At 67.2% G+C, this 12161-nt stretch carries 12 protein-coding genes; 2 read left to right on the top strand and 10 right to left on the bottom strand.

All coding sequences use genetic code 11. The features are described from left to right. The first annotated feature begins 73 nt into the window (after positions 1 to 73). Both J2T21_RS14240 and J2T21_RS14235 read left to right on the top strand, forming a co-directional pair. Positions 74 to 616 (top strand): PadR family transcriptional regulator, encoded by a 543-nt coding sequence (locus J2T21_RS14240; RefSeq protein WP_307582089.1) that lies wholly within the window; start codon positions 74 to 76, stop codon positions 614 to 616. Between the two features lie 6 nt (positions 617 to 622). Further along, positions 623 to 2329 (top strand): ABC1 kinase family protein, encoded by a 1707-nt coding sequence (locus tag J2T21_RS14235; RefSeq protein ID WP_307582087.1) that lies wholly within the window; start codon positions 623 to 625, stop codon positions 2327 to 2329. A 59-nt stretch (positions 2330 to 2388) separates the two neighbouring features. Here J2T21_RS14235 and ilvA read toward each other — a convergent pair whose 3' ends face one another. The 10 genes from ilvA to J2T21_RS14185 all read right to left on the bottom strand — a co-directional run bounded on the left by ilvA (position 2389) and on the right by J2T21_RS14185 (position 11961). Then, a complete protein-coding gene (gene ilvA, locus J2T21_RS14230) occupies positions 2389 to 3642 on the bottom strand; it encodes a threonine ammonia-lyase (RefSeq protein WP_307582085.1) in 1254 nt (417 codons plus the stop codon). A gap of 207 nt (positions 3643 to 3849) precedes the next feature. Next, the gene (locus J2T21_RS14225; RefSeq protein WP_307582084.1) at positions 3850 to 5145 is read right to left on the bottom strand and encodes a dihydrolipoamide acetyltransferase family protein; all 1296 of its coding nucleotides are present in this window, start codon (positions 5143 to 5145) and stop codon (positions 3850 to 3852) included. Positions 5146 to 5154: 9 nt separating this feature from the next. Beyond that, the gene (locus J2T21_RS14220; protein ID WP_307582082.1) at positions 5155 to 6147 is read right to left on the bottom strand and encodes an alpha-ketoacid dehydrogenase subunit beta; all 993 of its coding nucleotides are present in this window, start codon (positions 6145 to 6147) and stop codon (positions 5155 to 5157) included. Further along, a complete protein-coding gene (gene pdhA / locus J2T21_RS14215) occupies positions 6144 to 7259 on the bottom strand; it encodes a pyruvate dehydrogenase (acetyl-transferring) E1 component subunit alpha (protein ID WP_307582080.1) in 1116 nt (371 codons plus the stop codon). Before pdhA ends, J2T21_RS14220 begins: the two co-directional genes overlap by 4 nt. Before the next feature lie 50 nt (positions 7260 to 7309). Beyond that, complete coding sequence (locus J2T21_RS14210; RefSeq protein ID WP_307582079.1) at positions 7310 to 7849, bottom strand: CBS domain-containing protein; 540 nt, start codon at positions 7847 to 7849, stop codon at positions 7310 to 7312. Positions 7850 to 8113: 264 nt separating this feature from the next. Next, positions 8114 to 8407: a MoaD/ThiS family protein gene (locus J2T21_RS14205; protein ID WP_307582078.1), complete on the bottom strand. Its 294-nt coding sequence runs from the start codon at positions 8405 to 8407 to the stop codon at positions 8114 to 8116. Next, complete coding sequence (gene moaA / locus J2T21_RS14200; protein ID WP_307582137.1) at positions 8408 to 9466, bottom strand: GTP 3',8-cyclase MoaA; 1059 nt, start codon at positions 9464 to 9466, stop codon at positions 8408 to 8410. Between the two features lie 208 nt (positions 9467 to 9674). Continuing rightward, positions 9675 to 9905: a biotin/lipoyl-containing protein gene (locus J2T21_RS14195; protein WP_307582076.1), complete on the bottom strand. Its 231-nt coding sequence runs from the start codon at positions 9903 to 9905 to the stop codon at positions 9675 to 9677. Next, positions 9902 to 10957 (bottom strand): alpha-ketoacid dehydrogenase subunit beta, encoded by a 1056-nt coding sequence (locus J2T21_RS14190; RefSeq protein WP_307582075.1) that lies wholly within the window; start codon positions 10955 to 10957, stop codon positions 9902 to 9904. Before J2T21_RS14190 ends, J2T21_RS14195 begins: the two co-directional genes overlap by 4 nt. Beyond that, on the bottom strand, positions 10954 to 11961 hold the full coding sequence (locus tag J2T21_RS14185) for a thiamine pyrophosphate-dependent dehydrogenase E1 component subunit alpha (RefSeq protein WP_307582074.1): 1008 nt from the start codon (positions 11959 to 11961) through the stop codon (positions 10954 to 10956). Before J2T21_RS14185 ends, J2T21_RS14190 begins: the two co-directional genes overlap by 4 nt. Positions 11962 to 12161 lie beyond the last annotated feature (200 nt).

Here is a 12161-nt window from a genome sequence, read left to right as displayed (position 1 = left end):
GCCATCCAAGGAGTCCCGGACGTATCGTTGACTATCGCTATATATCGTTCGAGGTTCTCCGAAGGAGATCGTGATGCATGGTTCACACCCGGCCGGGGGATTTCCCGGCAACAACTTCGATGGCGTCTGGCAGGCCATGGACGAACTGCGCTCGCGCTTTGAAAAGCGCACCGGCACCCGTGCCGGCCGTGGCGAGGTCCGTGCCGCCGTCCTGGCCCTGCTCGCCGAGCAACCGATGCACGGCTACCAGATCATCAGGGAAATCGAGGAACGCAGCCACGGCAGCTGGAAGCCCAGCGCCGGCTCGGTCTACCCCACGCTCCAATTGCTGGCGGACGAAGGGATGGTGGACACCGAGGAAGCCAACGGGCGCAAGGTCTACTCGCTGACCGAGGCAGGCCGCGAGGAAGTGGCCGAAGCCAAGGGATCCGTTCCCTGGGAGCAGGGAGGATCGGCCTCCGGCACGGGGTTCGCCGCCCTGCCCAAGGCCGGGGTCGAGCTTGCCCAGGCGGCGGCCCAGGTGGGCCGCACCGGCTCCGCGGAGCAGGTGCAGGAGGCGGTGGCGGTGCTCGACGAGGCCCGCCGCAAGCTGTACTCGATCCTCGCCCAGGGCTGAGGCGCAGTGAGCGCCGATCCACGGGGCCGTGCCGGCACGGCCACCGGGGCCGGGGACACCCGCGCCAGGTACCGCCGCATCCTGCGCTTCGCCGCGCGGCACCTGGCGGGGATCTGGTTCTTTGAGATCCTCCTGCCGCGGATCGGGCTGGACAGGGTCTCCGACCGCACCCGGCCCAAGCGGATGCGCTTATTCGCCCGGCGCTTTCACGCCCTGGCGCTGGAGCTTGGCGGGCTGATGATCAAGGTGGGCCAATTCATGTCCTCCCGCCTGGACGTGCTGCCGCCGGAGATCACCGAGGAGCTCGAGGGGTTGCAGGACGAGGTTCCGCCCGTGCCGTTTGATGCGATCCGTGCCCTGGCCGAGCAGGAGCTGGGCGCCGCACTCGAGGAACGCTTCGCCTGGGTGGATCAGGAGCCGCTGGCCGCCGCATCCCTCGGGCAGGCGCACCGGGCGAAGCTGCTGCCGGCCGACGCGGCGGACAGCGGACTGGACCAGGTGGTCATCAAGGTCCAGCGCCCGGGCATCGAACAGATCGTCGCGGCGGATTTGGCGGCGTTGCGCAAGGTCGCCGGCTGGCTCAGCCGCGTGCGCATCGTTTCCGAGCGCGCGGACGCGCCGGCCCTGGTCGGGGAATTCGCCAGGACCAGCCTCCAGGAAATCGATTACCTGAACGAGGCCGCCAATGCGGAGCGCTTTGCCGTGGACTTCGGCGACGACGCACGGGTCGCGGTGCCGTTGGTCGCGTGGGAGCGGACCACCCGCCGGGTGCTGACCCTGCAGGATGTCACGGCGATCAAGGTCACCGATGTGCAGGCGCTTGTCGCCGCCGGCATCGACCCGGTGCTGGTGGCCCCGGTGTTCGCCGCGGTGATGTTCGACCAGCTGTTCACCAACGGCTACTTCCATGCCGACCCGCATCCGGGCAACATCTTCATCACCCCGGCCGCCGACGGGGAAGCCGGGCACCCGTGGAAGCTGACGTTCATCGACTTCGGGATGATGGGGGAGGTGCCCCCGGGCACGCGCAGCGGTCTGCGCAAGGCGCTGGTTTCCGCGGCCTCCCGCGACGGCAAGGGCCTGGTCGGTGCGATCAGCGACGTGGGGGTGCTGGTCGCCACCGCGGACACCGCCGGGCTGGAGCGGGCCATGACGCAGCTGTTCGCGCGCTTTGGCGGTATGGGCTTTGCCGAGCTGCGCGAGGTGGACCCGCGGGAGTTCCGCGCGTTCGCAGAGGAATTCGGGGACGTCATCCGGTCCCTGCCCTTCCAGCTGCCGGAGGACTTCCTGCTGATCATCCGCGCGATGTCGCTGACCTCGGGGGTGTGCAGCTCGCTGGATCCGGCCTTCAACCTGTGGGACTCGGTGGAGCCCTACGCCGCGCAGCTGGTGCGCGACGAGCGTGGAAACCTCGTCCAGGATGCAGCCAAGCAGGTGCTGGATGCGGCAGGGCTCGCCCTGCGCCTGCCGGGCCGGCTGGACCGGCTCGCCGCCCGGATCGAGGACGGCTCGCTTTCCGTGGCCAACCCGCGCCTCGAGCGCCGGGTGGCCCGGTTGGAGCGCACCGGACGCCGGGTACTCCACGCGGTCCTCTTTGGTGCCCTGCTCATTGCCGGGGCGATCCTGCGGCCCGGCGATCCGGTGCTGGGCAACCTGCTGATGATCGGGTCGGTGCTGCCGCTGCTGCTCGGGCTGTGGGCCGGGCGCCGCTGACCGATTCCATGGTCATCTTCCGGCCGCCGTCCCGCGCGCAAGATTTTCGGGGATATCGTTCAGGCCATGTCCAGGGCGGGAAAAGCGACCTCGTACCCGAGGCGCTGTAGCTCCGACACGATCTCCACCTTGTGTTCCTGGCCCTTGGCCTCGACCTTGACGCCGATTTGCACCTCGGTTGCCGCCAGCCCGCTGCTGGTTCGATCATGCTCGACACTGACCACGTTGCATTCGGTTTCCGCCAGCGCGGTGAGGAACTTGACCAGGGATCCGGGCCTGTCGGCCACACGCACGATCATCTGCATGAAGCGTCCGGCCGCGACCAGGCCGTGCTGCAGTACCCGGTTAAGCACCAGCGTGTCCACGTTTCCGCCGGAAAGGACCACAACGATGGGTTCCTCAAGGCCATGGGCGCCGTCGAGCAGGGCGGCAACCCCTGCCGCCCCGGAGGGTTCCACGACCAGTTTGGCCCGCTCGTTCAGGAAGAGCATCGCCTCACCGATCTGTTCCTCGCTGACCGTGCGAATCTCGGCCACGTGCTCGCGCACAATACCCAGGGTCAACTCGCTTGGCTCGGGCACGGCGATCCCGTCGGCGAGAGTCGACATCCGGGCCAGGCGTACCGGCCTGCCCTGGGCCAGGGATTCCGGGAACGCAGCGGCCCCCTCGGCCTGTACGCCAATGACCCGGGCACGGGACCCGGAAAGATGCACGGCGCTTGCCACTCCCGCGAGCAGGCCCCCGCCTCCCGTGGGGACGATGATGGTGGCGACATCCGGGACCTGTTCCAGGATTTCCAGGCCCAAGGTGGCTTGGCCGGTGATGATGTCCGGGTGGTCAAAGGGCGGAATGAAGATGTATCCGTTTGTTGCCGCTTCGGCCTTGGCCAGATCGATGGACTCCGCCAGGTCCTCCCCGGCCAGCCGCACCTCGGCGCCATAACCGCGGGTGGCAGTGATCTTGGGAAGCGCGGCCCCGACGGGCATGTAGACGATGCAGCCGATCCCCAGTTCGCGTGCCGCGAAGGCCACGCCCTGGGCATGGTTGCCCGCGCTGGCAGCGATCACGCCGCGCTCGCGCTCGGCATCGCCCAGCGCCGCAAGCCGGGTGAACGCACCACGAAGCTTGAACGATCCGGTCCGTTGGAGGTTCTCGCATTTGAGAAACACCGTGGCCCCGGCAAGGGCGCTGAGCGAGGCGCTGGTCTCGATGGGTGTGCACGCAGTCACGCCGTTGAGCAGCGTCCTGGCGTGTTCTATGGCGGCCAACCGGATCGGCGAGCCTCCCTCATTGACCGGATTCGAAGCACCCATGTTCAGACTCCTTCAGCCAGGTTTGTGCCACCGGAGGGACCAAGACCTGGCCACCTGGGCTCCGGGGCATTCCCCTTCACCATAGCCATCGATCGGGTACCCGCGATAGTGCCCCTTTCGCGGGTCTGCCTGGTGGCCTGCTGGAAGAAGGCATGGGCACAAGGCCTGCCCCGCCCCGCCACCGGGAACGGCAACAGGGTTGGGCCTTTAGAGGATGATCCTCAGCGGTTCCTCGAGCGTGCGCTTGAGGTCGCGCAGGAATGCAGCCGCCACGGCCCCGTCGAGGACCCGGTGGTCGGCCGTGAGGGTGACTTTCATGATGTGGCGGCTCAGCAGCTGCCCATCGTCCACGTAAGGCTCTTGGGTGGTGCTGCCCACCGCAAGGATGGCTGCCTCGGGCGGATTGATGACGGCCGTGAAATTGTCTATGCCGAACATGCCCAGGTTGCTCAGCGTGAATGTTCCACCACTGAACTGCGCCGGTGCCAGGGTGTGGTTCCGTGCCTGCTGCGCCAGCGCGCGGGTTTCGGCCGCGATGACCTCAAGGCCCTTGGTGGCCGCGTCGCGCACGACCGGGACGACCAGTCCGTCCTCCAAGGCCACCGCAACACCAATGTGTGCGCGGCGGTGTTGCAGGATCTTGTCCCCGGCCCAGGACGCATTCACCCGGGGGTGGGCTTCGAGGGTGAGGGCACATGCCTTGACCAGCATGTCCGTCACGCTGACCCTGACCCCGGATTCCTCGAAACGTTTATTGATTTCGGCGCGGAGGGCCATCAGGCGGTCAACGACCACGACGTTGGTCAGGAAGAAGTGTGGCGCGCCGGCGCTTTCGGCGAGCCGCTCGGCCATGACCTTGCGCATCGTGGTCAGCGGGATTTCCAGCGAATCCCCGCCGGCGTCGCCCGCGCCTGCCTGCGCGGCCTGGGCTGCCGGGGATTGCCTCGGGGCAGACTCCTGGGCCCGGGCGGTCACCGCGGCCTCGACATCCGCCCTGACGATCCTTCCGCCGGGTCCGGTGCCGATGATGTCGGCAGGGTCTATGTCATGCTCCTTGGCGATTCGACGCGCCAGCGGCGAGGAGAGTATGCGGGTTGTCGGCGCAGCCGCGGGAGGTTCTTGGGTCTGGCGGGCCGGAGGCTGCTGCCGGTCCGTGCTGGCCGCGGCCGCCTGGCTTTCCGCTTGCGCGCCGGGGGCACGGGACCCCGCGCCCGAGGTGGATGCGGCGGCATCCGTTGGTGGGGGTGCCTCGCGGCTCCCCGTGGTGGTTCCGGTGCCGATGATGGCCACAGGTTCACCGATCGGTACCGTGGTGCCCTCCGCGACCAGCTGCTTCTCCAGGACCCCTTCGTCGAAGGCTTCCAGGTCCATGGTGGCCTTGTCGGTGTCTATCTCGGCGATGACATCACCCTCGCGGACATGGTCGCCTTCGTTTTTGATCCAACGGCTGAGGACACCTTCCTTCATCGTGTCGGACAGCCGTGGCATGATCACCTCGGGCATCGAAATCTCCTATCGAGTGAAACCGGTTGCATCGAGTTGCTCGCGGATGACGCGGATCAGGTCCTTGGCGGTTGGCAGCGCGGCGTTTTCGAGGGGCTTTGCATACGGAAGGGGAACCTCTGCGGCGGCCACACGCCGGACCGGGGCATCGAGGTAGTCGAATGCCCCTTCCATGAGGGTTGCCGAAATCTCTGCGCCGATGCCGTAGCTAAGCCAGTCGTCCTCGAGCACCACGGCGCGGCCGGTCTTTCGAACCGAGGCGCAGACCGTCTCCCGATCCAGCGGACGCAGGCTGCGCAGGTCCACCACTTCCAGGAAGATGCCTTCGGATTCCAGCTGTCGGGCCACCTCGAGTGCCACCGTGGTGGAACGCGAGTACGTGATGACGCTGATGTCCCGGCCTTCCTTCAGCACCGAGGCCTTGCCGATCTCGACCACATGGTTCCCCTCGGGTACCTCGCCTTGGGTGTTGTAGAGGGCCAGGTTTTCCAGAAAGATCACCGGGTCGTCGTCACGGATGGCCGCCACCAGCAGTGCCTTGGCATCCGCCGGCGAGGATGGGGCCACGACCTTGAGCCCGGGGATGTGGGCGTACCAGACCTCCAGGTTCTGCGAGTGGGTGGCGGCAAGCTGTTGCCCGCCCCCGCCGGGCATCCGGATCACCAACGGAACGGAGCTCTGCCCGCCAAACATGCCGTGGATCTTGGCGGCGTGATTCACGATTTGGTCGATCGCTATCAAGGAAAAGTTCAGGGTCATGATTTCCACCACCGGGCGCATGCCCAACATGGCGGCACCGATGGCGGCACCCACAAACCCCTCTTCGGCGATTGGGGTATCAAGCACGCGGCGAGGCCCGAACTCGGTCAACAGCCCGGCGGTGATCTTGTAGGAACCTTCGAAGAGGCCGATTTCCTCGCCAAGCAAGATGACGTTTTCGTCCCGCAGCAATTCGGAGCGCAAGGCGTCGTTAAGCGCCTGTCGATAGGTGATGGCGGTCATCGGGGCTCCTTCTTCGCTGGATGGGGGATCCCGGTGACCGGTTCCCCGGGCAAGGTATTGGGCGAATTGGCTACGGGGGTGGCGTAGGCGTAGTCGAAGAGCTGGTCCGGCGTCGGGTCCGGGCCGGCGTCGGCGAAGGCAACCGCGTCCTCGACCTGCTTCCGGGCCTCGGTATCGATTTGTTGTGCCCCCGATTCATCGAGCAAGCCCGAATCCAGCAAACGGGCGCGGAAGGCGGGAACCGGATCCGCTTCCTGTGCCTCTTCGACGTCCTGCCGGGAACGGTAGCGGGCGGGATCCACGACGGAGTGCCCGCGGAGCCGGGAACTGAGAAGCTCCAACAAGAAGGGTTCACGTTCCATGCGGGCGCGCTCCAGGGCCCGGGTCGCCGCGTCGCGCACCGCGAGCACGTCATTGCCGTCCACGCGTTCACCGGGGATGCGGTAGGAACAGCCGCGTTTGTATAGTTCGGGTTCGCCGGAAGCGGCCTTGACGGTGGTGGCCATGCCGAGTCCGTTGTTGATGATGACGTAGACAATCGGCAGGTGCCAGACTGCCGCCAGGTTCAGCGATTCATGGAAGGCGCCGATGTTGGTGGTTCCATCGCCAAGCTGGCACATGACGGCTTCCGCCTCGGGTCCCGGCTCGCCGCGGTAGGTCAGTGCCAGCGCGGCCCCCGTGGCGGGAGGGATCTGGCCACCCACGATTCCGTAGCCGCCAAGCATGCGGGTTTCGGTGTCGAACAGGTGCATCGATCCGCCGCGGCCCTTGGAAACCCCGGTGGTCTTTCCGAAGAGTTCGGCCATGACGGCCCCGGCTTCCATGCCGCGTGCCAACGCGTAACCGTGGTCGCGGTAGTTGGTGAAGAGGTAGTCCCGTGGCTTCAGTGCGGCCATCAGCCCCACGACACTGGCTTCCTCGCCCAGGTTGAGGTGGCAGTACCCGCCGATTTTCGCCCGTTTGTACATTTGGTCGGCCGTCAACTCGAATCGGCGGATGAGCGCCATCTGCCGGTAGTAGCCGATGAGTGTTTCCGGGGCTTCGCCACCGGGAAACGGGGGCACTGGCTGCCTCTTCCCCCCGGGATCCTGCTGTTTGGCTGGATCGACCATTGTCTTCCTCCTTCAGGGGCTTTTCTCCGTGTGTGTGTCCGGCGCGAATGCTAGGGGCCGGGGGATTGCTCCTGAAGGATGAAGTTGCCGGTGCCCCCGCAGGTCGGGCAGGTCTCGGGAGGTTCGAATCCGCGGGCCGGTTGGCCGCACTTTCCACACACCCATTCGGTGGTCAGCAGGGCCACGACATCGCGCCGACTGACGATTCCGATGAGCCTTCCCTTGTCAAGCACCGGAAGCCGACCCATGCGCTGGTCCACCAGCAGGGCCCGGATATCGGCCAACGCTGTATCGGGGGAAACGCTGATCACTCCACGGCTCATCACCTCGCCGGCAGTTTCTCCGGGCTTGGCCAGGACATCGTATTCGCTGACCAATCCCACCACATGCCCGGATTCCTCCAGAACGGGGACTGCACTAACGCGGCGTCTGCCCAGGATCCCGGCGATCTCTTCGACCGAGGTGCTTGGGGAAACCGTGAAAACAGGTGAACTCATGATGTCGGCGGCCGTTGTGGGGTTGCGCGTCCCGGCGGTGTCCGGGTGCCCGGAAGTTCCGCGGGGGTCGTCTGCGCCAGCTGGTATGCCCATGGCCCCAGTCTGCCTCCGAGTTGCCGCACAAGCCAGAGCTGGGGAGCAGGGCCTCGGGGAAGTCCACCGCCGGGGCAACCACCACGGGAATCTTTTGCGCGTCCCCGGGGGCAACGGGACAGGGCGCTCGCCGGTGCCCAAAAACGACGGTGTTCCCGGAAAAGTGGGGGTCGGTTGGCGGTCCGGGCCGCGTGGCCGGAGCAGGAAAGGCGATGCCCTGTGGAGCGGGACTGCTCCGCGGGGACTCGTGGCGGCTGGTTGCCGTTATCCGCCGGCGAAGGGCGGGAGCACGTCCAGCTCGTCGCCTGGGTGCAGAACGCGGTTCTTGTCTTGTTCGCTGGTTCCGTTGACCAGGAAGCTGCAGCGTGCCAGCACCGTGCCCAGCGAGGTGGTGCGGCGCAGCAGCGGCCCGTCGGCCACCGGGGCGGACGCGGGGGTGCGGGCGGCCAGGTGCTCGAGCACCGAGCCCAGGGTGGCCCCGGGCAGCCCAACCAGGTCGAGTCGTTCCTCGGTGATGCCGGCGGCCTGTGCGGCGGCGGCGAAGTAGCGAATGCGCACTTATCCTCCAATGGCGCTCATCGAGCGCTCCGATTGTACAAAGTCCTTCGAACCGAGCCCGGCATGGTCCATGCCGTGGGCCCGGGGCTTGCCCCACATCGCCGCGCGCCAGCGTTCGGCGATGGCCGCGTCGTCGGAGCCGTCGCGCAGCAGCGCGGACAGGTCGGTTTCCGTACGCGAGAACAGGCAGCTCATGACCTTGCCCTCGGCGGTGATGCGGGTGCGCTTGCAGTCGGCGCAGAACGGCTCGGAGACCGAGGCGATGATGCCCACCGCGCCAAGGATGGTGTCCGGATCCTGAAGGGTGGAGACCAGGAAGCGTTCGGCCGGGGCCCCGTCGCGGGGCTTGGTGTCGGGGGAGAGCCGGAAACGGGATTCCAGGTAGGCGCGCAAATCCGCTGCGGTGACCATATTGTCCTTGCGCCACACGTGGTCCGCATCCAGCGGCATCTGCTCGATGAAGCGCAGCTCCAGGCCGCGCTCCAGTGCCCAGGCCAAAAGCTCGGGGGCCTGTTCGTCGTTGATCCCGCGCATCAGCACCGCGTTGATCTTCACCGGGGCCAGGTTCGCGGCCAAGGCCGCATCGATGCCGGCGAACACCGAGTCGATGTGGTCGCGGCGGGTGAGCTTGGCGAAGGTCTCGGCGTGCAGGGTGTCCAGGGAAACGTTGATGCGGGTCAGCCCGGCCTCGGCGAGCGCGGCGGCCTTCTGGGCCAGCCCGACCCCGTTGGTGGTCAGCGAGACGGGCAGGTCCGGGTGTTCGGCGCGGACCGCGGCGATGATCTGGGGCAGGTCCACGCGGACCAGGGGTTCTCCTCCGGTGAGGCGCAGTTCGCGCACTCCCAAGTCGCGCACGCCGATGCGCACGATCCGGGTGATTTCCTCCAGGGTGAGTAGCTTGGACTTGGGCAGCCAGGCCAGTCCGTCGGCGGGCATGCAGTAGGTGCAGCGCAGGTTGCATTTGTCGATCAGCGAGATGCGCAGGTCCGTGGCCTGCCGGCCGAACTTGTCGCTGAGCCCGGGGGAGTCCGCCGGGGCCGGGGTCAGGATGGTGGGCATGGGCAGGCTGACGGTGTTCCGGGGTTTCTCAGTGTTCGTCGCCATATATCGAGCGTAGTCGACGGGGACGGGCTTTTGGCCCTTTGTGGCTTGGCCCTTGGCGGACAACGCTTCTCCAGGGGAGGGCCGGCCGGAGCGGGAGCCTGCTGTGGCTCCCGCTCCGGCTGGTCGCTTGAACCTGCGGCCCTCGCCTGTTCCCGCGCCGGGGCTATTCGATCCTGCCGATCACCGCACCCTGCGCCACCGCTTCCTCCTCCGGAACGAGCACCCTGAGCACTCCGGCGTCTTCGGCCTTGATTTCCCTGTCCACCTTGTCCATGGCCACCTCGGCGACCAGGTCGCCGACCTCCACCTGCTCGCCGTCCTCGAAGAACCAGGTGACCACGACGCCCTTGGCCTCGGCATCCTCGGTCATCACGGGGAACAGGATCTGGCTCATCCCTCCACCGCCTGGCGCACCGCGGCCTCGATGCGTGCCGGTGTCGGCAGCACCGAATACTCCAGGTCCCGTGAGTAGGGGATCGGGACGTCGGGGACCGCGACGCGCGAGACGTGCTTGAGCCCGCCGGGCAGCGCCTCGGCGACCGTGGCGATGACCTCTCCGCTCAGGCCGAAGGACTGGTAGTCCTCGTCCACCACGACCAGCCGCCGCGTCTTGGAAACGGAGGCCACGATCGCCGCCCGGTCCAGCGGCACCACCGTGCGCAGGTCGATGACCTCCACGTCGATACCTTCGCCGGCGAGCTTCTCGGCGACATCCAGGGAATGGTGGACCGACAGGGAAAGCGTCACGATGCTTACGTCGCTTCCCTCCCGGGCCACCCGGGCCTTGCCGATCGGCACCTCATAGGCATCGGTGGGCACCGCGCCGATCGACCGCGGGTTCTTCTTCATCCAGCCCAGTCCCATGATCCCCTTGTGGAACAGGTAGATGACCGGGTCATCGGACCGGATGGCGGCGGTCATCAATCCCTTGGCGTCGTAGGGGTTCGACGGGACGACGACCTTCATCCCGGGCAGGTGGGCGAAGGTCCCCCAGAGGCACTGGGAGTGCTGGGCCCCGTCGGAGTATCCGCCGCCGGCCGCCGACATCAGCACCATCGGCACCCTCACGTTGCCGCCGGACTCGTAGTGGATCTTGGCCATGTGGTTGTAGATCTGGTCCATGCAGACCCCGAAGAAATCGGCGAACATCAGCTCGACGACCGGCCGCATGCCCTCGACCGCGGCGCCGATGCCCAGGCCGATGAAGGCGGTTTCCGAGATCGGGGTGTCGATCACGCGTTCGGGGCCGAATTCGTCGAGCAGTCCGGTGGTCGAGGAGAAGATGCCGCCGTAGGCGCCGACGTCCTCGCCCATCACGAAGACGTTCTCGTCGGTGTGCATTTGCTGGGCGATGGCCTCGACCATGGCCTTTGCGGTGGAGAGCTTGCGGCGGCCCGCTTCGGGCTCGAGCGGCAGCTCGGTTTGTGTCGTGGGCGCGGTGCTCATGACCTTGCTCCTTCGGTGAATATGTACTTCAAGGCGTCGGCGGGATCGGGCAGGGGAGAGGACTTCGCGAAGGCGATCGCGTCCTCCACCGTGGCGGAGGCCGTTTCCCCCATGTCGGTGAATGCGGCGTCGTCGAGGATCCCGGCGTCGCTGAGGTGCTTTTGGTAGGTGGGGATCGGGTCGCGCCCCGGCACGCCGTCGAGGTCGCCGCGGTAGCCCTGGGCATCGCCCTCGAAGTGGCCCCACAGGCGCAGGGTGTGGACCTCGATCAGGCTGGGTCCTTGCCCGGCCCTGGTACGGCGGACCGCCTCGCCGACCGCTGCCCAGACATCCTCGACGGCGTTGTCCTCCACGCGGATTCCCGGGATTCCGTAGGAGGCGGCGCGGATAGCGTTGGAGGGAACCGAGGTCGAGGCCGAACGCGGGACGGAGATTCCCCAGTCGTTGTCCTCGATCACGAAGATGACCGGCAACTTCCACAGCGCGGCGAGGTTCAGGGATTCGTGGAACGCGCCCGAGTTTGCCGCGCCCTCCCCGGCCACGGCGACCGCCACCCGGTCGGTTCCTGCACGTTGGAAGGCAAATGCCTGTCCGAGCGCCGGCGGCAGCCCCTCGGCGACGATCCCGGAGCAGGAGAAATGGACCTCGGGGTCAAAGAGGTGCATGTGCCCGCCGCGGCCCCGGCCCAGTCCGGTCTCCCGTCCAAAGATTTCCGCGGCCATCTTGCGCATGTCCACCCCGTGCGCGATGGCCAGGTGGTGCGGGCGGTGCGTGGCGGTCATGGCATCGCCTTGGGACAGGTGTGCGCCGATCCCCGCGGCAACCGGTTCCTGGCCGGCGGCCAGGTGCATTTCGCCGGGCACCAGTCCGGCCCCGATGTCGAAGCCCGGCGATTTGTCGGCGTGGTATTCGCGCAAGATGGCTTCCTCGAAGGTGCGGATCAGCACCATCATGCGCAATAGATCGAGTTTGTCCGATTTGGACAGGGCAGATTGAACCGTCATGGCTCTTCTCCTGCTTTTCTGCGGTGCGCCCGGTTGACGCCAACCGTGATGGCCCCATCGTAAGCACGGGGGCAAGGGTCGGGGAAGGGTTGGCGGCATCGGTTCCTCGCCGACGGCGGGGAATCGACCTCCCGGTTGCACGCCGTGTGCCTGGTGTCTTGGGGGAAGTCGCCGGTGACCTGATGCCGTGGCCATTGGGG

The organism is Paeniglutamicibacter psychrophenolicus (genome assembly GCF_030812255.1).
In the GTDB taxonomy this organism is placed as follows: Bacteria; Actinomycetota; Actinomycetes; order Actinomycetales; family Micrococcaceae; genus Paeniglutamicibacter; species Paeniglutamicibacter psychrophenolicus_A.
Note: the sequence above shows the minus strand (reverse complement) of the source record. Positions and strands in the feature narration are given on the sequence as shown.

What these genes read in the sequence shown, in the direction of transcription:
- J2T21_RS14240 (WP_307582089.1), top strand. Translation starts at nt 74, where the DNA reads ATGCATGGTTCACACCCGGCCGGGGGATTTCCCGGCAACAACTTCGAT.
- ilvA (WP_307582085.1), bottom strand. Translation starts at nt 3,642, where the DNA reads ATGGGTGCTTCGAATCCGGTCAATGAGGGAGGCTCGCCGATCCGGTTG.
- J2T21_RS14225 (WP_307582084.1), bottom strand. Translation starts at nt 5,145, where the DNA reads ATGCCCGAGGTGATCATGCCACGGCTGTCCGACACGATGAAGGAAGGT.
- J2T21_RS14220 (WP_307582082.1), bottom strand. Translation starts at nt 6,147, where the DNA reads ATGACCGCCATCACCTATCGACAGGCGCTTAACGACGCCTTGCGCTCC.
- pdhA (WP_307582080.1), bottom strand. Translation starts at nt 7,259, where the DNA reads ATGGTCGATCCAGCCAAACAGCAGGATCCCGGGGGGAAGAGGCAGCCA.
- J2T21_RS14210 (WP_307582079.1), bottom strand. Translation starts at nt 7,849, where the DNA reads ATGGGCATACCAGCTGGCGCAGACGACCCCCGCGGAACTTCCGGGCAC.
- moaA (WP_307582137.1), bottom strand. Translation starts at nt 9,466, where the DNA reads ATGCCCACCATCCTGACCCCGGCCCCGGCGGACTCCCCCGGGCTCAGC.
- J2T21_RS14195 (WP_307582076.1), bottom strand. Translation starts at nt 9,905, where the DNA reads ATGAGCCAGATCCTGTTCCCCGTGATGACCGAGGATGCCGAGGCCAAG.
- J2T21_RS14190 (WP_307582075.1), bottom strand. Translation starts at nt 10,957, where the DNA reads ATGAGCACCGCGCCCACGACACAAACCGAGCTGCCGCTCGAGCCCGAA.
- J2T21_RS14185 (WP_307582074.1), bottom strand. Translation starts at nt 11,961, where the DNA reads ATGACGGTTCAATCTGCCCTGTCCAAATCGGACAAACTCGATCTATTG.